Consider the following 23,450-nt stretch of genomic DNA (forward strand, 5'->3'; position numbering starts at 1 on the left):
CAAAACCTGTGTCAACCCCGCCCCAACAACTAAACCGTCGTCAGTTCAGAGCCTTGCGATTGAAGTCCCGCAGGCGAAAGCCCAGTAACGCCAACATACCGAAATAAGCCACTACACCGGCTGCCACCAAGGCTCCCAGGCGCAGAAAGCGCTCGAGCATATGCCCCTGATCCCAGGCCGGCATGAAATACATCGCCCCCAGCAACACGCCCGACATCACCGCTACCGCGACGATCAGCTTCAGGGTGAAGACGCCCCACCCCGGCTGAGGCAGGAACATCTGCTGCTTGCGCAACTGGTAGAACAGCAGGCCCGCATTGATACAGGCACCGCCGCTGATGGCCAAGGCCAGGCCCGCATGCTTGAAGGGACCGATCAGCATGAGGTTGAGCAACTGAGTGACAACCAGGGTAAAAATGGCGATTTTCACCGGCGTGCGGATGTTCTGCTGGGCATAGAAACCCGGCGCCAACACCTTGATCACGATGATTCCCAACAAACCGACGGCATAAGCCACCAGAGCGCGCTGAGTCATGGCGGCATCGAAGGCACTGAACTCACCGTACTGGAACAGGGACACCGTCAAGGGCTCTGCCAGGATTCCCAGCGCCAGGGAGCAAGGTAGCACCAGGATGAAACACAGGCGCAACCCCCAGTCGAGGATCCGTGAATATTCGTGACGATCCTTATTGGCGTAGGTCTTGGCGAGCGTTGGCAGCAGGATGGTCCCGAGCGCCACGCCCAACACACCCGAAGGCAACTCCATGAGGCGATCGGCGTAATACATCCACGACACCGAGCCGGCCACCAGGAACGAAGCGAAGATGGTGTTGATGATCAACGAAATCTGGCTCACCGACACCCCGAGGATCGCTGGCAGCATCTGCTTCAGCACCCGCCACACCCCAGTATCACGCAGACTCAGGCGCGGCAGCACGAGCATGCCGATCTTCTTCAGATGCGGCAGCTGGTAGAGCAACTGCGCCAGCCCCCCAGCCAGCACCGCCCACCCCAGAGCCATCACGGGGGGATCGAAGTACGGCGTGAGGAACACCGCGAAGATGATCATGCTGACATTGAGCAGGGTCGGTACGAAGGCCGGCACCGAGAAGCGATTCCAAGTATTGAGGATCGCCCCGGCCAGGGATGAGAGGGAGATCAGCAATATATAAGGAAAGGTCACCCGCAACAGGTCGGAGGTCAGGGCGAACTTTTCCGGGGAATCGACGAAACCCGGCGCCGTGGCCCAGATGACCCAGGGCGCTGCGATCATTCCCAGGGCCGTGACCACTGCCAGCACCAGGGTCAACAAGCCGGACACGTAAGCGATGAAAGTACGCGTCGCCTCTTCGCCTTGCTGGCTCTTGTACTCCGCGAGGATCGGTACGAAGGCCTGGGAAAACGCTCCCTCGGCAAAGATCCGCCGCAACAGGTTGGGCAACTTGAAGGCAATGAAGAAGGCATCCGTGGCCATCCCGGCACCGAAGGTACGCGCGATGATGGTGTCACGCACAAACCCCAGCACTCGGGAAAGCATCGTGATAGAGCTGACGGCGGCCAACGACTTGAGCAGGTTCATGAAAAGCTTTGTGCCTTAGTAGATAAACAGCAGGCGAAAGGATGCCCACTTGTGCGATACTCCGCGCCGCAACAGCACAGAGCCAAAGCTCGCGAGTTTACAGGTCAAGCGCCGGAAATAAATATCCCGCCTCTTCAGATCGACCACTCAGCGGAACGCATCAGCTGCCCTTGACAACACACCAACTCATCGGCATGATTCGCGGCCTATTTTGTTTGCTATTTCCCAAAAAGTCTTTCGAGGAGCTCGACGGTGGCCAACTCACCTTCCGCCAAAAAACGTGCAAAACAGGCTGAGAAGCGTCGCAGCCACAACGCCAGCCTGCGTTCCATGGTTCGTACCTACATCAAGAATGTAGTTAAAGCCATCGACGCAAAAGACGCCGAAAAAGCGCAAGCTGCTTACGTTCTGGCCGTGCCAGTTATCGACCGCATGGCCGATAAAGGCATCATCCACAAGAACAAAGCTGCTCGCCATAAAGGCCGCCTGAATGGCCACATCAAGGCTCTGAAGCTCGCTGCTGCAGCCTAAGCGATACGCTTGTTGAAAAACCGACCCAAGGGTCGGTTTTTTATTGCCTGTAATTCAACCCGCCCGACTAGCCAGCCCAACACCCACAGGGCCGACTCGCCAGCGATCAGATCACTGATGCGACCAAGGCAGGATCGGAATCGCCGTCACCGCATTCTGCGGACTACCCTCGATCAACCGATCGCTATAGACCAGGTACACCAGGGTATTGCGCTTCTTGTCGAGGAAGCGCACCACCTGCATGGTCTTGAACACCAACGACGTGCGCTCCTTGAATACCTCCTCGCCATCCTTCAGGTCACCCTTGAAGGCAATCGGCCCCACCTGGCGACAGGCAATGGAGGCCTCGGCTCGATCCTCGGCCAAACCCAGGCCACCCTTGAGACCACCCGTCTTGGCCCGCGACAGATAGCAGGTCACGCCATCAACCTTGGGATCATCGAACGCCTCGACGACGATCCGATCATTCGGCCCGACGAACTTGAAGACCGTGGACACCTGGCCAATCTCCTCGGCCGACGCCATGAGCGGCATCGCCAAGAACAAACCCAACAATCCCTTTGCCATGCGCATTCGATTTTTCCTTATGCCACTCAAACCAGAATCAGATTGTCGCGATGAACCAGCTCCGGCTCGGCCATGTAGCCCAGCACACCGACAATCGCATCGGAAGGCTGGCCAATGATCTTCTGCGCCTCTTGCGCACTGTAGTTAGCCAACCCACGAGCGATCTCGCGCCCATCAGGCGCCACGCAGACCACCATCTCACCACGCCGGAAGCCACCCTGGACCTGCTTGACACCAACCGGCAGCAAACTCTTGCGGCCCTGGGCCAACGCAGACACTGCCCCCTCATCGAGCACCAGGGTACCGCGAGTCTGCAGATGCCCAGCCAACCACTGCTTGCGCGCAGCCAGCATGCCGCGCTCCGGCGACAGCAAGGTGCCGATCCGCTCGCCCGCCTTCAACCGATCCAGGACCCGCTCCAGCCGCCCACCCACAATGATCGTGTGCGCCCCGGAACGCGCCGCCAACCGCGCAGCGCGCAGCTTGGTCTGCATACCGCCACGCCCCAGAGCACCGCCAGTACCGCCAGCCACCGCATCCAGGGCTGGATCATCGGCTCGCGCCTCATAGATCAGCTGGGCGTCTGGATTACTGCGCGGGTCAGCATCGAACATGCCATCGCGATCAGTCAGGATCACCAGCAAATCCGCCTCCACCAGGTTGGCCACCAGTGCCGCCAGGGTATCGTTATCACCAAAACGGATCTCATCGGTGACCACGGTATCGTTCTCGTTGATCACCGGGATCACCTTGAGCTCGACCAATGCGCGCAAGGTGCTGCGCGCATTGAGGTAACGCTTGCGATCCGACAAGTCGTCATGGGTCAGGAGGATCTGCGCGGTATGCCGACCATGCTCGGCGAAGCTCGATTCCCAAGCCTGCACCAGCCCCATCTGGCCAATGGCCGCGGCAGCCTGCAACTCATGCATCGCACTCGGTCGTGCGGTCCAGCCCAGGCGACTCATGCCAGCAGCGACAGCGCCGGAAGAGACCAGCACCAGCTCGACACCAGCCTCATGCAAGGCCACCATCTGCTCAACCCACACACCCATCGCTGCGCGATCCAGCCCCTTGCCGTCCGCCGTCAGCAGCGCACTGCCGATCTTCACGACCCAGCGCTGTGCACCCGTCACCTTGCTCCGCATCTCATTCAACCTTTGCCAGCGAGCGACGCGACCGAGCGCCACTCATGGGGTTATTCGTATGTACGCCGCGCAGACACCAAAACGCCGCTCAGATGAGCGGCGCATTGAAAGCTGGCCCGGCAGCGATGATAACACCGCGCCAAGCCAGATAAACCGTCTTCGCGGGCAAGCCCGCCAACGATGAATCAGTCGCGGACGTAGATGATTTCCGGGCCATCCTCGTCATCCACATCCTCCTCATCCCAGTCATCGTCGCCGATATCATGGACGCTCTTCACGCCAGTGCGGCGCAGGGCCCGCTGGTCATCCAGGGCCTGCAGCTGGGCACGCGCCTCATCCTCGATACGCTGATCCAGCTCGGCCAGCTCATCGGCAAAGGCCGGGTCGGCCGCCAGACGATCGGCACGATCTTCCAGGTACCGCATGATGTCACGGCTCAGGCGCTCGGTGCCCTCCTTGGAGATAGCCGAGATCACATACACAGGACCGGTCCACTCCAGGCGCTCGACAACCTCCTTGACGCGCTCCTCCTGCTCTTCCTCAAGAAGCATGTCGCTCTTGTTCAGCACCAGCCAGCGCTCACGCTCAGCCAGGGACGGGCTGAACTTCATCAGCTCGTTGACAATCACCTCGGCAGCATCGGCAGGACTGCTCTCATCCAGCGGCGCCATGTCCACCAGGTGCAACAGGATGCGCGTACGCGCCAGGTGCTTGAGGAAGCGAATCCCCAGGCCAGCGCCATCGGAAGCCCCCTCGATCAACCCCGGAATATCCGCGATCACGAAGCTCTTCCAGCGATCGACGCTGACCACGCCCAGGTTCGGCACCAGGGTCGTGAACGGATAGTCGGCGACTTTCGGCTTGGCCGCGGAAACCGAACGAATGAAGGTACTCTTGCCGGCATTCGGCAAGCCCAGCAAACCAACGTCCGCCAACACCTTCAACTCCAACTTGAGGTCACGCTGCTCGCCCGGCTTGCCCGGCGTGGTCTGGCGTGGCGCACGATTGGTACTGGACTTGAAGCGGGTGTTACCCAGGCCGTGCCAGCCACCCTGCACCACCATCAGGCGCTGGCCCGCCCTGGTCAGGTCACCGATGACCTCCTGGGTGCCAGCATCGATCACCGTGGTACCAACCGGAACCCGCAACTCCAGGTCCTCGCCCTTCTTGCCGGTGCAGTCGGTGCTACCGCCATTGGAGCCACGCTCGGCGTCAAAATGGCGGGTATAGCGGTAGTCCACCAGGGTATTGAGGTTTTCGTCGGCGACCATGAAGATCGAGCCGCCATCACCGCCATCACCACCGTTGGGACCACCGTTCTCGATGAACTTTTCCCGACGGAAACTCATGCAACCATTGCCGCCGTCGCCAGCTTTTACTCGGATCGAAACTTCATCAACAAACTTCATGATCAAACGCCTCTCGCCGCACGGGCGAGCTGAAAAAACCAAGACATAAGACTCTTGCAAAAATGAGCGCAGCGGCCTCAATCAACGACCGAAAATTCCAACGCTGGCAGCCCGTACAAACAGCTTTGCAAGAGACTCATCCCACAAACGAAAAAGCCCCGTCGCGAGACAGGGCTTTTCCAGCGATCGCGCAATTAAGCTGCGACGACGCTCACGTAACGACGACCGAAGGCGCCTTTTACTTCAAACTTGATCACGCCTTCGATTTTCGCGAACAGGGTGTGATCCTTGCCCATGCCAACGCCGTAGCCAGCGTGGAATTGGGTGCCGCGCTGACGCACGATGATGTTGCCGGCCTTGATGACTTGGCCGCCATACATCTTCACGCCAAGGCGTTTGGCTTCTGAGTCGCGACCGTTACGGGTACTACCACCAGCTTTTTTGTGTGCCATGAGTTCAATTCTCCTAGTGAGGAATTAGGCTGAAATTAAGCCTGAATACCGGTGATTTTGATCTCGGTGAACCACTGGCGGTGGCCCATACGCTTCATGTGGTGCTTACGGCGACGGAACTTGATGATGCGGACTTTATCGTGACGACCTTGGGCGATCACTTCAGCCTTGACGGTTGCGCCAGCAACAACAGGTGCGCCGATGTTCACGTCATCGCCATTGGCGACCAACAGAACGCGGTCAAAAGTCACGGATTCGCCAGTGGCGACTTCCAGTTTTTCGATCTTCAGGTATTCACCTTCAGCGACCTTGTATTGCTTACCGCCGGTAACGATTACTGCGTACATGGTATTTCTCCGATAATCCTGCTCACCCAGCTCTTAATAAGAAGAGGTATTGGCTGGCATGGCTGCATGGGGCTGGAACGGCCCAAGTGCAATTGCGTAAGGCAGGTGCTGCCCAGGAAGTTCAGGGTGCGCGATTGTACGCAAGGCACAATAACGATGCAAGTGCCGCTCAGGAGCGCGAAAGATGCTGTCAAGCCCTTGTGCCAAAAGAAAAGAAAGCATGCCATCAGGCTTCAATGGCAAAACAAGAGCATTAACCTAGTATTTTACCTTGGCAAATTACGGCATACCGGGGCTTTACCCTCTCGGGAACGCGCCTTGACACCTGCGGACGTGGGTCCTAGCATGCCGCGCATCCCTTCTGGAGCACCTGTCACTGATGCAACCCCAAGCTTTCTACCGCGCGGTGGCGGAAGATTTTAACGCCGTCGACGGCATCATCAAGAAACAATTGACGTCCCGAGTACCGCTGGTTTCGAAAATCGGCGACTACATTACCTCGGCCGGCGGTAAACGCCTGCGTCCTCTATTGGTGCTGCTGTGCGGCAAGGCCCTGGGTCGCGAGGGCGACGATCTGCGCATGCTGGCCGCCACCATCGAGTTCCTGCATACCGCCACCTTGCTGCATGACGATGTAGTCGACATGTCCGGCATGCGGCGTGGACGCTCGACCGCCAACGCGATGTGGGGCAACGCCCCAAGCGTGCTAGTGGGCGACTTCCTGTACTCGCGCTCGTTCGAAATGATGGTCGAACTGGGCTCGATGCCCGTCATGCGCATCCTGTCCCATGCCACACGCATCATTGCCGAAGGCGAAGTGCTGCAACTGTCCAAGGTACGCGACGCCAGCACCACCGAAGAAACCTATATGGAAGTCATCCGCGGCAAGACCGCGATGCTCTTCGAGGCCTCGACCCACAGTGCCGCGGCCCTGGCCGGTGCGACGCAGGAACAGGCCGAGGCGCTGCGCACCTTTGGCGACCATCTCGGCGTAGCCTTCCAACTGGTCGACGACCTGCTGGATTATCGCGGCGATGCAGACACGCTGGGCAAGAACGTCGGTGACGACCTGGCAGAAGGCAAGCCGACATTGCCATTGATCTACACCATGCGTGAAGGCACCCCGGAACAAGCGGCCCTGGTTCGCCAAGCGATCCAGAAAGGCGGGATCGAAGATCTTGAAAGCATCCGCAATGCGGTCGAAGCCTCTGGCTCCCTGGACTACACCGCGCAACTGGCTCGTGATTACGTCGCTCGTGCCATTGCCTGCCTTGAAGCCCTGCCAGCCAGCGAATACCGCGATGCCCTGGTGGAGCTGAGCGAATTCGCGGTGGCCCGCACTCACTAAGATGCACCCCGGCTCCTGCCAGTGGCAGTAGCCGGTCCTACCTCCAGGCCCTGCGCCCCCGCTTCCCGGCAAAACCCTATATAATGTGCGCTTTTTAGCCATCCTGACTTTGAGGAGCCTAAGTGAGCACTTTGCCACCCTGCCCAAAATGCAATTCCGAATACACCTACGAAGACGGTACCCAGCTGATCTGCCCCGAGTGCGCCCATGAATGGTCCGCCAGTGGCGAAGCCGAAGCCGCTTCCGATGAAGCAGTGAAAAAGGATTCGGTGGGCAACGTACTGCAGGACGGCGATACCATCACCGTGATCAAGGACCTCAAGGTCAAGGGCACTTCCCTGGTAGTCAAGGTCGGTACCAAGGTCAAGAACATCCGCCTGTGCGATGGCGACCACGATATCGACTGCAAGATCGATGGCATCGGCCCGATGAAACTCAAGTCCGAGTTCGTCCGCAAGGTTTGAAGCCACGCCTCTCGCGCCCAGCGCGAGAGGCCTCCCCATCCTCAAGCACTCCCCTGCTAGCCAAAAGCCATTCGCTTTGAGCGAAAGCAATTTCTGCGCAGAAAAAAGCAGAAACCGCCAATAGGCACTTGCTATTCATTGAATAAGAATTATTCTCATTGAACCCCATTCAAGGAGATGAGAACCATGACTTATTTGATTGATGCCTGGCTGGATCGCCCACACCCCTACCTGCGAATCCTGCATCGGGAAACCGGGGAAGTCTGTGCGGTGTTGGAAGAAGAAGCCCTGAACGAGCTGCAGGACCAGGGTGATCTGGACCTGAACGGCTTGAGCTCCAGCGAACCACTGGTTCTCAAGGAGTTGGTGCGCAACCTGTTTTTGTTCTGCTACGCCAGAGCCTTGCGGCCGACCGGCACCGACAGCCAGAGCCTGAGCGCAAGAATCCGCCTATGACCCCGCTGCCGATCAAGGAGCCTGCTCGCAGGCGATGACGACAGTTTCATCGCCAACGGGCAGGCTCCTCTACCGATTACAGAACGTCCAGCAACTCGACGTCGAATACCAGAACGCTGTGCGGAGGAATGCTGCCAACACCTTGCGCACCGTAAGCCAGCTCGCTCGGTACATACAGGCGCCATTTGCTACCGGCATTCATCAGTTGCAGGGCTTCGGTCCAGCCCGCGATCACGCCGCCTACCGGGAACTCAGCAGGCTGGCCACGCTCGTAGGAGCTGTCGAATACGGTGCCGTCGATCAGGGTACCGTGGTAATGAGTACGCACGCTGTCTTCACGGGTCGGCTTGGCGCCTTCGCCCTGGGTCAGCACTTCGAACTGCAAGCCGGAAGCCAGAGTGGTGATGCCTTCACGCTTGGCATTTTCAGCCAGGAATGCCAGGCCCGCACCTGCTGCGGCCTCAGCCTTGGCAGCGGCCTCAGCCTGCATGATTTCGCGAATCACCTTGAAGCTGGCGGACATTTCGTCCTGGCCAACGCGGCTTGGCTTACCATCAAAAGCATCGGTCAGGCCTGCCAGGATCGCCTCCAGGCTCACGCCCGGCGGTGGGTTATCACGCAGTTGGTCGCCCAACTGACGGCCAATACCGTAGCTGACGCGGGTTTCGTCGGTAGACAGGTTTACTTCGGACATGACGCTGCTCCGCTGTGCGGACGGCTCGCGAAGCACCGTGCGAAAGCACGTTCCTCCGGAGCGCCCGGAACCAAAAGGGCGAGCAGACTAGCACAGAAGGCCAGCGCGGATCATCGCCGCCGGGAGCTCAGCCCCCGGCATGCAGGGTGATGGGAACTTTCAAGCGATCATCAGTCCCGGCAGCCAGCCCGCACATCTCGTCGTGCACCAGGGTATGGATCAGGTTGAATGGTAAATCAGGAAAGGCCTGCAGCACCTCACGGGCATGTTCTACCGAACGCAAGTGGAATGTCTGGCCCTGGGCATCGATCAGTGGAAAGGCCATCCCATGCATTCGAGCCTCAAGCAGGTAGATTCCCCCCTCCAGGGAGATCAGGTTCAACTCGTCGACTTTTCCGGCAAGAGCGTAGGCATTCATTTCCTGCAGGTTCATGAGCGCACCTCGTGCAATCCACTCCCGTGACCTGTACAGGGATATGCCCCGGCCAGGAAAAGCACAAGCCACAAACGACACCGCCCGTCCGTTTCACAACGGACGGGCGGTATTCATCCCGCTCACAGGAGCCCTTAGTGCTTGGTCAGCTTGTCCAGGTAACCCATGGCAAATGCGGAGACAACAAAAGTCATGTGGATAACCACGTACCACAGCAGGTATTCGGTAGGAATGTTCTTGGCATCCATGAACACTCGCAGCAGATGGATCGAGGAAATCGCCACGATGGACGCAGCCACCTTCATCTTCAGCGACGAGGAGTCCATCTTGCCCAGCCAGCTGAGCTTCTCCTTGTTTTCATCGATGTCCAACTGCGACACGAAGTTCTCGTAGCCGGAAATCATCACCATCACCAGCAAGCCGCCCACCAGCGCCATGTCGATCAACGACAGCAGCACCAGGATCAGGTCGGACTCGGCCATGGAAAACACATTGGGAATGACGTGGAAGACTTCCTGGAAGAACTTCAATGCCAGCGCCAGCAGGCCCAGGGACAGGCCGAAGTAGATCGGCGCCAGCAGCCAGCGTGAGGCATACATTGTATTTTCGATAAAACGTTCCATTGAAATCTCGTACCTGATGTGAAAGCGGCGCCGAGTATATCAGCGCTCAAAAAGCCCATAAACCATGGCCCTATCGGTTTTTCCGGGCCGTTTTTCTGCTAGTGTCGGAACCATTCCTAGCACTCACCGACATTGGACAGGACGACTGGAAAATGGATTTGCGATTGCCTTTGGCAAGCCTTGGCTTGTGCCTGGCCGTACTGAGCAGCAGCGGCTGTTCGCCCAGCGAAGAAAAGAAAGAGGCCAATCTCAAGGACGAGGCCGCCCAGCTGGAAAAGTCCCTGGCGGCTATCCAGGACCCCAAGCTCAAGGACGCGTTCGCCGACCTCGGTGGCTCATTGCTGCTTCTGGAACGCGCCCAGCTCAAGCTCGCCAACAAGCCGATCGAGACCGAATACGCTGATGACGCGCTGGCCTTGCTCAAGCACTACCCGTCTCCCCAAGCGTTAGTGGATACCTACGTCAACGGTCTGTTCGTACTGCGCAAACAATCGAACTCGGACTACCTGACCGACCTGCAACCGGTCTTCCCGTTCAGCTTCAACATCCCGGGGCAGTTCCCCTTCCCCCATGATCTGCAATGGCAATCGGTAACCTTGAGCAACAAGAAGGTGGTTGCCTTCCAACCAGAATGGTCGGAAACCGACTCGGGAATCCAGTTGAGCCCCTCCAGCGCCAACATGACCAACCCGGACGACCTGACCGTGGCCTACCCCTTTGTCGAAGGGCTGGAGATCGACAACAAGAGCCAACCGCAACCTGTCTCCCTGCAAGGCAAGCTGGAAGTGATCGCACCGGGACGGGTGTTGAATCTCGAACTGACCAAGGCCGACGTCGGCAAGCCTCGCAAGGATGGAAACATCACCCTGACCCTGCTGGCCCTGGAGAAAAACGTCGCCGAGATCGTCGTGGACAACAGCACAGCGCTTCCCGAAGAACTCAGCGATGCCTCCGCCACTCCGTTGCTGGCCCAGGCCCGCGATAGCACTGGGCAGGTTCTCTCACGCTCCGGCTCGATCAATGAAGATGCCGAGCAAATTGCCTTTTATCGACAGCAACTGGCCGAGATGCAACAACAGAAGGCCTGGAGCGATGCCTTCGAAAAACAACTGGAAGACGAACAGCAAGCCTTCGACCGAAAGCACACCCGGCACTATGCCAAGGTCTACTTCAACGGCCTGGTGGACAAACTGGAGGTCGCCGTTCTCGACTTCGCCCAGGCCCAGGTCACGCGCAAGGACCTGGACCTGCCCGTGCATCGTTTCGAGAGCAACACCACGGACAAGCTCATCCAACCATTGCCAATGCCGGTGGTGGTCTATGACGACCAGGCAGCCAGCTACCTCAAGGGCGCGCAACTGGACGAGGAATCACTGAAAAAATCAGTCAGCATCAGCCAATCGGTGGAGGATGCCAGTGCGGCTCGCATCGAATTCAACCACCCTCGCACCTTCAACGATGAGCTACTGGGCTCACAGTTCAACACTGGGGACACGCCGCTGACGTTCTTCACCCAGAACGACAAGGGCGAACGTGGCGACCCCATCGAACTGCCGGACGAGGCCATCGAGATCGACGCCATGCGCGGAGTCATCACCTACGACCTGAACCTGTTCCCGGAAACGCCAGCCTACGCCGTCGGCTCGGTTCCACTGTTTCTGGCCAGTATCGAGAAAAAGAGCATCGGCGCCGAACAATTGCCCAAGGGGCTCGAACTCAAGGGCAATGCCCTGATCGTCGACCAGAAGCTCTTTCCTTCGGACGCCTGGCGCTTCTATGCCAAGGATGCAAGCGGCCAGTACCTCAAGGAGATCCTGGCGGTCTCCCACAGCGCTCCGAATGCCGGTCCAGCGCTGTATGACGTGCACTACTTCTACGGCCAGCCAAGCCAACTGGAAACCTACAACCGCAGTGACCTGAACACCGTGGAATACGGTTTCGAGGTCAAGCTCGACAAAGTCGAGTCAGGACCTCCCGCGCCCTAGCCAAGCGACGGGACCTGTCCTTCAGTGCTCGGGGTGAAACTGGAAGTCACCGCCACTACGTCCCCGGTCCCCGTTCATCTGCCGCAACTGGGCCTGCAAGTGCAGGCACCAGATCTGTGGATCGTCGGCCAACTGGTAGCCATGGGTCGTCAGGCTTTCGACGATGGAGTCGAGGATGGACTCGGCGAGCACCGGGCCACAGAACGGTCCCTGGGACTTGATTGCCGAAGGTTGTTCACCAGCCATTCCGGCCGCGAAGAGAAGGGTCCACATACCGTTGTCACCAGCCAGAGGGCGGACACTGCATTCGATACGGGTAACCAGGCCAAGGCATTGGCGAGTGAGGCAAAGGTTGCGCGACATGGCGGCGACCCTCGGTAGATCCACTATTCAGCCTTCAGCCGAAGACTGTTTCGATCCAGCGACGATTGTCGTTCTCCTTGCCCTGAGGATAGAAGAAAAGAGCGATAAACAAAGTTGCCCCATCCAACAGGCGCCGAATGGTCTATTTTGAAAAATTGGCGTCAGCGCATCGACGCCAATGGCGAGGGCACAGGCCCCCGCCATCCACTATCCTCAGGCCGGCTTGGCCTCGGACAGCGCCTCTTGCGCCGACTCCTTCTCCGCCTCCTTCAGGTCTTCCTCGCTGATCATCTCGGCGATGACCCGCAGGCGCTCCACCACTCGGGCATTGACGCTGCCCTCGGGAAACTGCCCATCGGCATCCGGCTCACCGGCAGGCTCGCCCACCAGCAGGCTCAGCGCCTCATCGGCCTGGCGCACCGCATAGACGTGGAACTGCCCATTGCGCACGGCCTGCAGGACCTTCTCGTCGAGCATCAGGGTGGCAACGTTGGCCTGGGGAATGATCGCCCCCTGCTCACCCGTCAGGCCACGGGCCTCGCATAGGCGGAAGAAGCCTTCGATCTTCTCGTTGACCCCGCCAACCGCTTGTACTTCGCCAAACTGGTTGATCGAGCCGGTAATGGCAAAACACTGCTTGAGCGGCGTCCTCGACAACGCCGAGATCAGCGTGCAGGCCTCGCCCAGCGAAGCACTATCGCCATCCACGTAACCGTAGGACTGCTCCAGGGCGATGCTCGCGGAAATCGCCAGGGGGAACTCCTGGGCATAGCGACTACCCAGGTACCCGGTCAGGATCATCACCCCCTTGGAGTGAATCGGCTGGCCAAGGTTGACCTCGCGCTCGATATCGACGATGCCGCTGCCGCCAGGGTAGACCGTGGCGGAAATCCGCGCCGGCACCCCGAAAGCCGAGTCCCCCACCTCAAGTACGGTCAGGCCGTTGCACTTGCCCACGGCAGCCCCGTCGGTGTCGATGAGGATGATGCCGGCCAGCATGTCGTCGAGAATCCGCGCCGAGACGCGCCCGGTACGAGTCGCCTTGGCCTTGAGCGCACGCTCGATATGCCCGGCATCGGTCATTTCGTCCGAGGCCAGGTGGCGGATGAAGTCGGCCTCGCTGACCAGTTGGAACAAATCACCGATTCGCGCCGACAAGCGTCCCTGGTGCTCGGCAAGGCGGGCACTGTAGGTGGCCAGGCGCGCCACCGCATCAGCGGTCAGGGGAGCCATGCCCTCTTCGGAGGTACGGGTCTTGAGCAGTTGGGCAAACTGTTCCAGGCTTTCGTCCACCATCGGGATGTCTTCATCGAAATCCACCAGCACCCGGAACATCTCCTGGAAGTCCGGGTCCAGGTCCTGCAGCGTGTAGTACAGCTGGCGGGCACCGATGATGATCACCTTGACCTGCAACGGGATCATCTGCGGCGTCAGGGTCACCGTGGCCAGGCGGCCCATCTCCCCCAGGGGCGACTCCATCTTCAGCTTGCGCGACTGCAAGGCACGCTTGAGGGCATCCCAGACAAAGGGCTCGCTGAGCATCTTCTCGGCTTCCAGGATCAGGAAGCCGCCGTTGGCCCGATGCAGTGCCCCAGGGCGCAACTGTCGATAGGTGGTGTAGAGCGCGCCCTGGTCGGTGCTGTACTCGATCCGCCCGAACAGGTTGTCATAGGTCGGATGGGGCTCGAACACCACTGGAGCACCGCCGCTGGCCGGATGCCCCACCACCAGGCTCGGGCAGTATTGTTCTTCCAGCAGCTTGCGCGCCACGGCGTCGGTCTTGCTGTCGTCCACCAGTTGCTCGACCACGGTCTTGAGCAGATACACCTGCATGGCCTGCAGGTAGCCGCAGACCGCTGCATTCTCCGCGTACTTCTCCGACAGCGGCGACAGCAACGGTTGCAGGGCCAGGGTGATGGTCTCCTCGTTGAGCTGGCGCAGCTGGTTGCTCGATTCGCGCTTCCACTGTGGCAGGCTTGCCAGCTCTTCGTTGAGGCGCTCCTCCAGGGCGGAGATATCTTCATGGAAGCGCTCGCGGTCGGCTTCCGGCAACTGGGCGAATTCAGCTTCGTCCAGAGCCTTGCCCTCGTACATCGGCGTGAAGGCGATATTGCTGCTATCGCGGTACAGCGCCACGTCCTTCTCCAGGGCCAGGCGCTCGATCACGTCCAGGGCACGGTCATAGCGCTGGTTGAAGGCCCGGTCGATGGCACTCTTTTTCTGCTGGTAGGACGGATGCTCGAATACCGCAGGGAAAGTCGCCAGCAAGTTATCGATCAGGACATTGATATCGGCGATGAAGCTGCCCGCCGCACCGGCCGGTAACTCCAGGGCCCGCGGCTCGCGCGGCTCATCGAAGTTATTGACATAGACCCAGTCCGACGGCGTCTGCAGGCGCTTGCCTTCGGCCTTGAGGTAGCGCTTGACGAACGAAAAGCGGCCGGTGCCCGGCTCGCCCATGACAAACACGTTATAGCCAGGGCGCGGCATGGCCACGCCAAACTGCAAGGCCTCTACAGCACGTTCCTGGCCAAGCACGCCGCGAAAGGGTTCCAGATCATTGGTGGTAGAGAAGCTGAACTGTTCAGCAGAAAAGGGGCGGGTCAGCGCTTCAGGCGCTAGACGCAAGCTGGCAGCAACAGGATCAGGCATCGGGCTTCCTTACATCAGGCGGGGCGGATGACGGCATTCTGGCGCCGGGTATGCCCGGCTGGCAAGGCACGCCTGGCGGTAAGGTTCAGGCCGCACAGGGACTGTCCCCCCATGCCGTGCACCCCCGGCCCCAGGCATTGTTTTGTAAATTGTTACGGAACCCAAGGAATCTGCCTAAACTCCAACCTGTGCGGCTGGGTGATAACCGGCCCCCTGGTGCCGGTACGGACCAGTCCCCCTGTCCATTGGTATGCACACAAAGAGAACAACGCTATGAAACGGATCCTTCTCGGTACTCTTTTCACCGTCGTATCCCTCAACGCCATGGCCCAGGCCCCAGGCGGCCCGGATTGCGGCTGGGGCAACATGCTGTTCAAGGGCCAGCGCGGCACGCCGGCGCACTTCCTGGCGTCGACCACCAACGGCACCTCGGGTAACGCGACCTTCGGCATGACTTCCGGCACCAACGGTTGCTCCACCAACGCGGCACTGACCTACGGCGGTAAGTCCTGGTTCGCCATGAACGGGATGATGAATGAGCTCTCCGAAGACATGGCCAAGGGCCAGGGCGAAGCCCTGACCACCTACGCCGTAGTCCTGGGCGTGGCTCCCGAAGACCGCGCGCACTTCGCAGCGGTCACCCACGAACACTTCCAGCAGATCTTCAACAAGGCCGACGTAACGGCCGAAGACGTGCATACCAACACCCTGGCCGTCCTGAAGGGCGATTCGCGCCTGGCCAAGTACGCCACCCCGGTTTAAGTCCGGCTCGCCCGCTCCCCTTGGGAGCGGGCTTTTTTTATCGACCTTGCCCCACCTTGGGTCTTTGTATTTCCGACTTAAGTTGCCCGATATGCTCAAACGCCTTGCCTACCTGGCGCTCTGTGCCTGCGCCCCGCTGTACGCCGCGCCTCACATCGACCATCAACGTTTGCAGCAACTGGCCAACGACCCCTTCTGGATCTCCCTGGGCCACTACGAAACCGCCAAGCTGGGAGGCTGGCGCAGCTATGTCAGCGACCCGAAGTTCTTCCTGGCCGCCGACGGCGCCCATCACCCCGATGCCGAGCTGCAGGCGACCCTGGACGCCCTCTACGCGCCCGCCAGTGCCGGGGAGCGACATGCCCAGTGCGTCTATCCAGCCCGTACCCGCTGGCTCAAGGCACAGCTGAAGCTGGACGACCTGCCCAAGGTCGAATGCGCCGAGTTCACCCAGTGGTTCAAGGACGTCGCGCCCCACAGCACGGTAATGATCTTTCCGGCCGCCTATCTCAACAGTCCATCGTCGATGTTTGGCCACACCCTGCTGCGTATCGACCAGGCCGACGTGCAAAACAATCACACCGCCCTGCTCAGTTATGCCATCAACTTCGGCGCCTACATCGAAGGCTCCGACAACAGCATCCTCTATGCCTGGAAGGGCTTGATGGGGGGGTATCCCGGACTGTTCGCCCTGGTGCCCTACCAGGAAAAACTGGCGGAGTACCGCAGCCTGGAGAACCGCGACCTGTGGGAGTACCGGCTGAACCTCACCCAGGTGGAAACCGAGCGCATGGTGGAACATGTGTGGGAACTGAAGCAGATCAAGTTCGACTACTTCTTCTTCGACGAGAACTGCTCCTACCGCCTGCTGGAACTGCTGCAGGTCGCCCGCCCCAGCCTGCGCCTGACCGGCCAGTTCCCACTCACCGCGATCCCTACCGACACCGTCAAGGCGGTCAAGGACGCCGGATTGGTGGAACGAATCGACTATCGCCCATCCAGGGAGCGCGAGTTGCTCAGCCGCGCCCAGCCCTTGAACCCTGAAGAGCAACAATGGGTACTCAAGGTCAGCGCCGACCAGAAACAACTGCAGGACCGCGATTTCAAGGCCCTGCCCCGGGACCGACAAGCCCTGGTCGTGGACGCGGCCTATCGCCTGGAACGTTATCGAGCCAACGGCCAGGAGCGTGATGCCGAACGCTCCCAGCGCAGTTTCGAGCTGCTCAGGGCCATCAACCAGAACCCCGCTCCAGAGTTGCAGATCCAGCGGCCAGGCCTGCCGGAAGACGGCCACCAGTCCCGCACCTGGCAACTCGGGGTCGGCACACGCGACGACAAGGCCTTTGCCGAGTACGGCCTGCGCATGGCCTATCACGACCTCAATGACAACGCCGAAGGCTTCCCAATGGGCGCCCAGATCGAGATCCTGCAGATGAAGCTGCGCCAGTACGAAGGCAACCACTGGCAATTGCAGCAGCTCGACCTGGCCACCATCCGCTCCCTGACCCCACGTACGCAGTTGCTGCAACCCTGGTCCTGGCAAGTCACCGGCGGCCTGGAGCGGGTACCGGGCAAGCACGACGACGAAACCTTGGTCAGCCACGTCAATGGCGGTGCCGGCGGCACCTGGCAATTGGGCGAGGACACCCTGGGCTTTGCGCTGGGCACGGTACGGATCGAGCACAACGCCGATTTCGCCGGTTTCATCGCTCCGGCGGCAGGCTTCAACTCCGGCCTGCTATGGAAGAATCCACTGGGCAACTTCAGCCTGGAAGCCAAGGGCGACTACTTCACCAATGGTGAAGTCCGCCGCAGCCTGAGCCTCAACCAGCAATGGGAGCTGTCGCGCAACCTGGGCCTGCGCCTGAGCGCACAGCGGGAGCTCAGCCAACTGGCCAGCCCGGCCAACGAAGTCATGCTCGAACTCAAGTGGTACCACTATTAACGGCAGCTGCGAGCGTCAAGCTGCTAGCGACAAGGTTTTCACGCGTCGCCAACAAATGCCCTTCTAGACTTCACTCATGTGAAGTCTGGGAGTTCCTCGATGTGGCGTTACGCTTGGGCATTGCTGGCACTGGCCCTGATCGGTGGCTGTGAATCAACCCACGAGCATCTGCTCGCGCAGGGCTATCCGCCAGCATTTGCCGACGGTTTCGATGCCGGCTGCGTCAGCGGGCGCCAGGCGGCGGGGTCCATGAGCGGAGAGTTTCGCAAGGATGTACCCCGCTACCTCAAGGACCGGCAGTATGCCGAAGGCTGGGATGATGGCTTCCGTCAGTGCCAGGCCATGCTGGAAAACCAGGACCGCGAACAGTATCGCGAACGGCATTGGGATGAACGGGAACGGGCCTGGCAACAGGAAAAGGATCGCGATGCCGCGCGGGCCTATCGCTCGCAATAGGTCGTTTTCAGCTAACTGCAGGGGGTAAAAGCCTGCAACCATGGCTCGACCCTCCAGCCAAGGAGCACACCATGAGCCGCGCTTTCGTCAACGAGGACCAGGCGGCCGCCCAGGCCGAGCAACCGATCGAGCGCCAGGTCAGCCCGCACCCCAACTATGTCACGCCCCAGGGCCTGGTGGAGCTTCAGGAGAAAGTCGCTCAGCTGCAGCTGCAACTCCAGCATCAGCAACAAAGTGACTTGCGCGATAGCGCCGATCCGCAGCGCCTGGCCGACCTGGAGCGAGACCTGCGTTACTTCTCCCAGCGCTTGCGCAGTGCCCAGGTAGTGACAGCCACCGCCACCGACAAAGTACAGATCGGCAGTCGGGTGACCTATGTCGATGAACAGGACGACCAGCACAGCGTGCAGTTGGTCGGCGAAGACCAGGCCGATGCCGCCCGCGGCCTGGTCAATTGGGCCTCGCCCCTGGGTCGGGCACTATTGGGCGCGCAACCTGGGGACGAAGTTCTGTGGCAGCGACCGGCCGGGGACCGGCTGATCGAAATCATCCGTATCGAACCGGCCTGAGTCGCCTCAGACCACGCCCTGGGCCAGCATGGCATCGGCGACTTTGACGAAGCCCGCGATATTCGCGCCCTTGACGTAGTTGACCCGACCGTTTTGTTCGCCGTAGTGGACGCAGGCGTGGTGGATCGACTGCATGATGGCGTGCAGCTTGCTGTCCACCTCGCCGGCGGTCCACAACAGGCGCATGGCGTTCTGCGACATCTCCAGGCCACTCACCGCTACGCCACCGGCGTTGGAAGCCTTGCCCGGGGCAAACAGGATGCCGGCGTCGATGAAGATATCCACAGCCTCCAAGGTGGTGGGCATGTTGGCCCCCTCGGCAACACAAGTGCAGCCGTTGCGCAGCAGGGTCCGGGCGGCCTCGGCGTCCAGCTCGTTCTGGGTCGCACACGGCAGGGCAATCTCGCAAGGCAGGTCCCAAGGCGTCTTGCCAGCCCGGAACTCCAGGCCGAAGCGACCAGCCAGCTCGCTAATGCGCCCGCGCTGGACGTTCTTGAGTTCCAGCACCGCTTGCCATTGTTCTTCGCTCAGCCCGGACTCGCAGTACAGGGTGCCTTCGGAGTCCGACAACGAGATCACCTTGCCCCCCAGGTCCATGACCTTGCGGGCGGCATACTGCGCGACGTTGCCGGAGCCGGAGATCGCCACGCGCTTGCCTTCGACCCGATCGCCCCGACGCTTGAGCATTTCCTCGGCGAAGTACACGCAACCAAAACCCGTGGCTTCCGGGCGGATCAGGCTGCCGCCGTAGCTGATGCCCTTGCCGGTCAGTACCGAGGTGAACTGGTTGCTCAGGCGCTTGTACTGGCCAAAGAGGAAGCCGATTTCCCGGGCACCGACACCGATGTCCCCGGCCGGTACGTCCACGTCCGCGCCGATATGCCGGTACAGCTCGCTCATGAAGGCCTGGCAGAAACGCATGACCTCGGCGTCGCTCTTGCCCTTGGGGTTGAAGTCCGAGCCGCCCTTGCCGCCGCCCATGGGCAGGGAGGTGAGGGAGTTCTTGAACGTCTGCTCGAAGGCGAGGAATTTCAGCACGCCCATGTTCACCGACGGGTGGAAACGCAGGCCGCCCTTGTACGGGCCGATGGCGCTGTTCATCTGGATACGGAAGCCGCGGTTGACCCGGACCTTGCCCTGATCGTCGACCCAGGACACGCGAAATACCACGGCGCGCTCCGGCTCGCAGATCCGTTCGAGAACACCGGAGTCCAGGTAATGCGGGTTGGCCTCGAGAAACGGCCACAGGCTACGCAATACCTCTTCCACCGCCTGGTGGAATTCGGGCTGGTCCGGATCGCGCTTTTTCAGGCGGGCGAGGAAGTCTTCGACGGATTCGATCATGGAAAGTCTCAGCAGATTTATTGTCGTTAAGGGGGAGATTTGCCAAGGACTGTATCAACTCAACCCGCACCGCGACAGCGCAAAATGTCGCAGATATGAATTTAAATGGTGCATTTAATATAAATTTGTTGATTTTACTGGGCTTGAGCGCACTGAATTGGTGACAAAAAGTCGCAGGTTTGCACTCACTTTGAACGTCATTCGCCCCACTGGATTTACCGGAAAACATCGTTCCGGGCATAAAAAAACGGAGCCCGAAGGCTCCGTTCTGTTCCAGCAGCGGCTCGATCAAGCCAGCTTCTTGTGCCGTACCCGGTGCGGTTGCGCCGCGGCTTCACCCAGGCGCTTCTTGCGATCGGCTTCGTACTCGGTGTAGTTGCCTTCGAAGAACACCGCCTGGGAGTCGTCCTCATAGGCCAGGATGTGGGTCGCCACACGGTCCAGGAACCACCGGTCGTGGGAAATCACGATGGCGGCGCCCGGGAAGTCCAGCAGGGCTTCCTCCAGGGAACGCAGGGTTTCGACGTCGAGGTCGTTGGACGGTTCGTCGAGCAGCAGGACGTTGCCGCCCTCCTTCAGGGTCAGGGCCAGGTGCAGGCGGCCACGCTCACCACCGGACAGGTCCTTGACGAACTTCTGCTGGTCGCCGCCCTTGAAGTTGAAACGACCGACATAGGTGCGCGACGGGATCTCGTAGTTGCCGATGCGAATCTGGTCGGAACCGTCGGAGATCTGCTGGAACACGGTCTTGCTGCCGTCCAGGTCCTCGCGGCTCTGGTCCACGCAGGCCAGCTGCACGGTTTCACCGATCTCGATGCTGCCCGAGTCAGGAGTCTCCTTGCCCATCAACATGCGGAACAGGGTCGACTTACCGGCGCCGTTGCCGCCGATCACGCCAACGATGGCGCCCTTGGGCATGGAGAACGACAGGTTGTCGATCAGCACGCGATCGCCATAACCCTTGGTGACGTTCTTGAACTCGATGACCTTGTCGCCCAGGCGCGGACCGGCCGGGATGTAGATCTCGTTGGTCTCGCTGCGCTTCTGGAATTCCTGGGACTGCATTTCCTCGAAACGCTGCAGACGAGCCTTGGACTTGGACTGGCGGGCCTTGGCGCCTTTGCGCACCCACTCCAGCTCTTCCTTCATGGCCTTTTCGTGGGCCGACTGCTGCTTGGACTCCTGGGCCAGGCGCGCCGACTTGGCTTCCAGCCAGCCGGAGTAGTTGCCTTCGTACGGGATGCCGGCGCCGCGGTCCAGTTCCAGGATCCAGCCGGCGACGTTGTCGAGGAAGTAACGGTCGTGCGTGATCGCAACCACGGTGCCCGGGAAGTCGTGCAGGAAGTGCTCCAGCCAGGCCACGGAATCGGCATCCAGGTGGTTGGTCGGTTCGTCGAGCAGCAGCATGTCGGGGGCCGACAGCAGCAGACGGCACAGGGCCACACGACGCTTTTCACCACCGGACAGGTGCTCGACCTTGGCGTCCCAGGCTGGCAGGCGCAGGGCATCGGCGGCGACTTCCAGCTGGCGCTCCAGGTTATGGCCATCGCTGGCCTGCAGGATGGCTTCGAGCTTGGCCTGCTCGGCGGCCAGCTTGTCGAAGTCGGCATCCGGATCGGCGTAGGCAGCGTAGACCTCGTCCAGACGCGCCTGGGCGTCCTTGATTACGCTGACCGCCTCCTCGACCACTTCACGCACGGTCTTGGCCGGGTCCAGCTGTGGTTCCTGGGGCAGGTAGCCGATGTTCAGCTCCGGCATCGGGCGGGCTTCGCCCTCGAACTCGGTGTCGACGCCGGCCATGATTTTCAGCAGCGTGGACTTACCCGAGCCGTTGAGGCCCAGTACGCCAATCTTGGCCCCGGGGAAGAATGACAGGGAGATGTTTTTCAGGATTTCCCGCTTCGGCGGAACAACCTTGCCCAGCCGATGCATGGTGAAAACGTATTGAGCCAAAATATGGACCTCGTGAAGAAGGTGAGAACAGGCCAGCTAAGCCTCATGGTGCGGTACACAGCACTCCCAACCTTCAAGGTTAACCTAACTGAGCGACGGCGGGCAGACTGCCGGGTGCTTTCAACCCAGCTTTTTCTTGCTGTAGACCACGTAGAACAAGGTGCCCAGCAACAATCCCCAGAATGACGAGGACACATGGAAGAAACTCGGGAAGTACACCGTGATCATCAAGGTGGCCACCGCCGGGTAATAAAGGTCGTGCCTGAGCGAATCCCGCAGGGCATCGGCCAGGGTGCTGAACAACGCCAGGGCCGCGAGCGCCAGGATCACCGGCGAGGGGATCAGCGACAACAGGCTCACCAGGCTGGCGGCAAAGAGCGCCATGACCAGGTAACTGACACCTGCGGCACAACTGGCGATGTACCTCAGGGACTTGTCGCTGGACGCCAGCGGGCCTGCACACATCGCCGCCGTCAGCGCCGCCAGGTTGAGGTTATGGCAGCCCAGTAGCGAGGCACACGAGGTGGCCAGGCCGGTGACGAACAGCGTGCCCGGGAAATGCGTCGTGTAGCCATTGTTGCGCATGATCAGGTAGCCAGGGATGTTCTGGGAAAACAGGGTGACCACGAACAGCGGGATGGACAGGTTGATGAAGGACGAAAGCGTGAAGACCGGAACCACCCACTCGAAACGATAGGTCGACAGTTCGATGGCATATCCCGCTGGTTGCTTGAACAGGAAATAGACGAACAGCACTGCCAGGGAGGTCGGCAGGGCAAACAGCGGCTTGAAGATGAACAACAGCAACCAGACCAGCATTACCGCTCCAACGATCAGCGGATACTGCTCGAAGGCCGGCACGAAGGACTTGGCCAATGACAGCAGGACTCCCGCCAGCATCGCCGACGAAAGGCTGGCGGGGATCTTCTCGATGTACCGGGCGATCCTCGGCACCATGGCCAGTGCCAGCATCAGCATGCCGGACATGCAGAACGCCCCGACCGCTTCGTCGAAGCCCCCCAGGGGCTGGCTATAGCCAAGCAGGATCGCCGATCCCGGCGTCGACCAGGCGAAGGCATAGGGCTTGCGGGTAGCCAGGGAGAACCCGATGCCCATCAGCCCCTGGAACAGGCACAACATTGCCAGCGCACTCACCGCCTGGCTGGCCGAGGCCCCAACGTTGTAGAAACCCTGCAACACGATGAAGAACGTGCTGATGAAACCGATCAGCGCAGCACTGGCCCCGGTGCTGATAAGACTCCACCACTCACCGGACCAGCCGCCACCCGACACTCCCGCCCTGCTCAAAGCACCCATGTTGCCACCCCGTTCACAGAATCTGCGGCGAAAGAGCCAAGCCGCCTTGCATTCCC

23 protein-coding genes are annotated in these 23,450 nt (G+C 60.4%); 9 read left to right on the forward strand and 14 right to left on the reverse strand.

Annotated elements, in window-relative coordinates; all coding sequences use genetic code 11:
- Window positions 1-40: 40 nt before the first annotated feature.
- Window positions 41-1,579: a murein biosynthesis integral membrane protein MurJ gene (murJ, locus tag I9018_RS27865; protein WP_241108046.1), complete on the reverse strand. Its 1,539-nt coding sequence runs from the start codon at window positions 1,577-1,579 to the stop codon at window positions 41-43.
- A gap of 252 nt (window positions 1,580-1,831) precedes the next feature.
- Here murJ and rpsT point away from each other — a divergent pair, with 252 nt between their 5' ends.
- Window positions 1,832-2,110, forward strand: a complete 279-nt coding sequence (gene rpsT, locus I9018_RS27870; protein ID WP_009050949.1) for a 30S ribosomal protein S20 — start codon at window positions 1,832-1,834, stop codon at window positions 2,108-2,110.
- A gap of 111 nt (window positions 2,111-2,221) precedes the next feature.
- On the opposite strand, the gene I9018_RS27875 is transcribed toward rpsT, so the two are convergent.
- From I9018_RS27875 to rplU, 5 genes are all read right to left on the reverse strand, one after another.
- Window positions 2,222-2,683 (reverse strand): CreA family protein, encoded by a 462-nt coding sequence (locus I9018_RS27875; RefSeq protein ID WP_068581040.1) that lies wholly within the window; start codon window positions 2,681-2,683, stop codon window positions 2,222-2,224.
- 20 nt (window positions 2,684-2,703) lie between these two features.
- Window positions 2,704-3,822 (reverse strand): glutamate 5-kinase, encoded by a 1,119-nt coding sequence (gene proB, locus I9018_RS27880; RefSeq protein ID WP_241108047.1) that lies wholly within the window; start codon window positions 3,820-3,822, stop codon window positions 2,704-2,706.
- A 185-nt stretch (window positions 3,823-4,007) separates the two neighbouring features.
- Window positions 4,008-5,231 carry an Obg family GTPase CgtA gene (gene cgtA, locus I9018_RS27885; protein WP_241108048.1) on the reverse strand — a complete coding sequence of 408 codons (1,224 nt, stop codon included), beginning with the start codon at window positions 5,229-5,231 and terminating at the stop codon, window positions 4,008-4,010.
- Between the two features lie 194 nt (window positions 5,232-5,425).
- The gene (rpmA, locus tag I9018_RS27890) at window positions 5,426-5,683 is read right to left on the reverse strand and encodes a 50S ribosomal protein L27 (RefSeq protein ID WP_003228360.1); all 258 of its coding nucleotides are present in this window, start codon (window positions 5,681-5,683) and stop codon (window positions 5,426-5,428) included.
- A 35-nt stretch (window positions 5,684-5,718) separates the two neighbouring features.
- Window positions 5,719-6,030, reverse strand: coding sequence for a 50S ribosomal protein L21 (gene rplU, locus I9018_RS27895; protein WP_068581034.1), 312 nt, complete (start codon window positions 6,028-6,030; stop codon window positions 5,719-5,721).
- A 379-nt stretch (window positions 6,031-6,409) separates the two neighbouring features.
- Between rplU and I9018_RS27900 the strand changes: the two genes are divergently transcribed.
- From I9018_RS27900 to I9018_RS27910, 3 genes are all read left to right on the forward strand, one after another.
- Window positions 6,410-7,378 (forward strand): polyprenyl synthetase family protein, encoded by a 969-nt coding sequence (locus tag I9018_RS27900; RefSeq protein WP_068605706.1) that lies wholly within the window; start codon window positions 6,410-6,412, stop codon window positions 7,376-7,378.
- 122 nt (window positions 7,379-7,500) lie between these two features.
- The gene (locus I9018_RS27905) at window positions 7,501-7,842 is read left to right on the forward strand and encodes a zinc ribbon domain-containing protein YjdM (protein WP_016967028.1); all 342 of its coding nucleotides are present in this window, start codon (window positions 7,501-7,503) and stop codon (window positions 7,840-7,842) included.
- Window positions 7,843-8,028: 186 nt separating this feature from the next.
- Window positions 8,029-8,298, forward strand: a complete 270-nt coding sequence (locus I9018_RS27910) for a hypothetical protein (protein WP_241108049.1) — start codon at window positions 8,029-8,031, stop codon at window positions 8,296-8,298.
- A 76-nt stretch (window positions 8,299-8,374) separates the two neighbouring features.
- On the opposite strand, the gene I9018_RS27915 is transcribed toward I9018_RS27910, so the two are convergent.
- The 3 genes from I9018_RS27915 to I9018_RS27925 all read right to left on the reverse strand — a co-directional run bounded on the left by I9018_RS27915 (window position 8,375) and on the right by I9018_RS27925 (window position 10,048).
- Entirely contained in the window at window positions 8,375-8,992 is a 618-nt protein-coding gene (locus I9018_RS27915; RefSeq protein ID WP_068580999.1) for an FKBP-type peptidyl-prolyl cis-trans isomerase, read from the reverse strand.
- 127 nt (window positions 8,993-9,119) lie between these two features.
- The gene (locus I9018_RS27920) at window positions 9,120-9,425 is read right to left on the reverse strand and encodes a DUF6482 family protein (RefSeq protein WP_068581002.1); all 306 of its coding nucleotides are present in this window, start codon (window positions 9,423-9,425) and stop codon (window positions 9,120-9,122) included.
- A 134-nt stretch (window positions 9,426-9,559) separates the two neighbouring features.
- Window positions 9,560-10,048 (reverse strand): TIGR00645 family protein, encoded by a 489-nt coding sequence (locus I9018_RS27925; protein ID WP_068581005.1) that lies wholly within the window; start codon window positions 10,046-10,048, stop codon window positions 9,560-9,562.
- Between the two features lie 152 nt (window positions 10,049-10,200).
- Here I9018_RS27925 and I9018_RS27930 point away from each other — a divergent pair, with 152 nt between their 5' ends.
- Window positions 10,201-12,033: a hypothetical protein gene (locus tag I9018_RS27930; RefSeq protein ID WP_241108050.1), complete on the forward strand. Its 1,833-nt coding sequence runs from the start codon at window positions 10,201-10,203 to the stop codon at window positions 12,031-12,033.
- A 21-nt stretch (window positions 12,034-12,054) separates the two neighbouring features.
- Here the strand turns inward: I9018_RS27930 and I9018_RS27935 are convergent, their stop codons facing one another.
- Both I9018_RS27935 and I9018_RS27940 read right to left on the reverse strand, forming a co-directional pair.
- On the reverse strand, window positions 12,055-12,396 hold the full coding sequence (locus tag I9018_RS27935; protein ID WP_068581011.1) for a hypothetical protein: 342 nt from the start codon (window positions 12,394-12,396) through the stop codon (window positions 12,055-12,057).
- Window positions 12,397-12,609: 213 nt separating this feature from the next.
- On the reverse strand, window positions 12,610-15,048 hold the full coding sequence (locus I9018_RS27940) for an ATP-binding protein (RefSeq protein ID WP_124347348.1): 2,439 nt from the start codon (window positions 15,046-15,048) through the stop codon (window positions 12,610-12,612).
- A 273-nt stretch (window positions 15,049-15,321) separates the two neighbouring features.
- Between I9018_RS27940 and I9018_RS27945 the strand changes: the two genes are divergently transcribed.
- From I9018_RS27945 to I9018_RS27960, 4 genes are all read left to right on the forward strand, one after another.
- On the forward strand, window positions 15,322-15,810 hold the full coding sequence (locus tag I9018_RS27945) for a DUF3015 domain-containing protein (RefSeq protein ID WP_068581017.1): 489 nt from the start codon (window positions 15,322-15,324) through the stop codon (window positions 15,808-15,810).
- Window positions 15,811-15,901: 91 nt separating this feature from the next.
- Entirely contained in the window at window positions 15,902-17,755 is a 1,854-nt protein-coding gene (locus I9018_RS27950) for a DUF4105 domain-containing protein (protein ID WP_241108051.1), read from the forward strand.
- Window positions 17,756-17,854: 99 nt separating this feature from the next.
- Complete coding sequence (locus I9018_RS27955; RefSeq protein WP_241108052.1) at window positions 17,855-18,211, forward strand: hypothetical protein; 357 nt, start codon at window positions 17,855-17,857, stop codon at window positions 18,209-18,211.
- Window positions 18,212-18,282: 71 nt separating this feature from the next.
- Entirely contained in the window at window positions 18,283-18,780 is a 498-nt protein-coding gene (locus tag I9018_RS27960) for a GreA/GreB family elongation factor (RefSeq protein ID WP_241108053.1), read from the forward strand.
- A 6-nt stretch (window positions 18,781-18,786) separates the two neighbouring features.
- Here I9018_RS27960 and gdhA read toward each other — a convergent pair whose 3' ends face one another.
- The 3 genes from gdhA to I9018_RS27975 form a co-directional block, all read right to left on the reverse strand.
- Window positions 18,787-20,124, reverse strand: a complete 1,338-nt coding sequence (gdhA, locus tag I9018_RS27965) for an NADP-specific glutamate dehydrogenase (RefSeq protein WP_241108054.1) — start codon at window positions 20,122-20,124, stop codon at window positions 18,787-18,789.
- A gap of 288 nt (window positions 20,125-20,412) precedes the next feature.
- A complete protein-coding gene (gene ettA / locus I9018_RS27970; RefSeq protein WP_068581800.1) occupies window positions 20,413-22,077 on the reverse strand; it encodes an energy-dependent translational throttle protein EttA in 1,665 nt (554 codons plus the stop codon).
- A 120-nt stretch (window positions 22,078-22,197) separates the two neighbouring features.
- Window positions 22,198-23,394, reverse strand: a complete 1,197-nt coding sequence (locus I9018_RS27975) for a benzoate/H(+) symporter BenE family transporter (protein ID WP_068581803.1) — start codon at window positions 23,392-23,394, stop codon at window positions 22,198-22,200.
- Window positions 23,395-23,450 lie beyond the last annotated feature (56 nt).

The sequence above is a fragment of the Pseudomonas sp. MPFS genome, from assembly GCF_022537035.1.
Taxonomy (GTDB): Bacteria; Pseudomonadota; Gammaproteobacteria; order Pseudomonadales; family Pseudomonadaceae; genus Aquipseudomonas; species Aquipseudomonas sessilinigenes.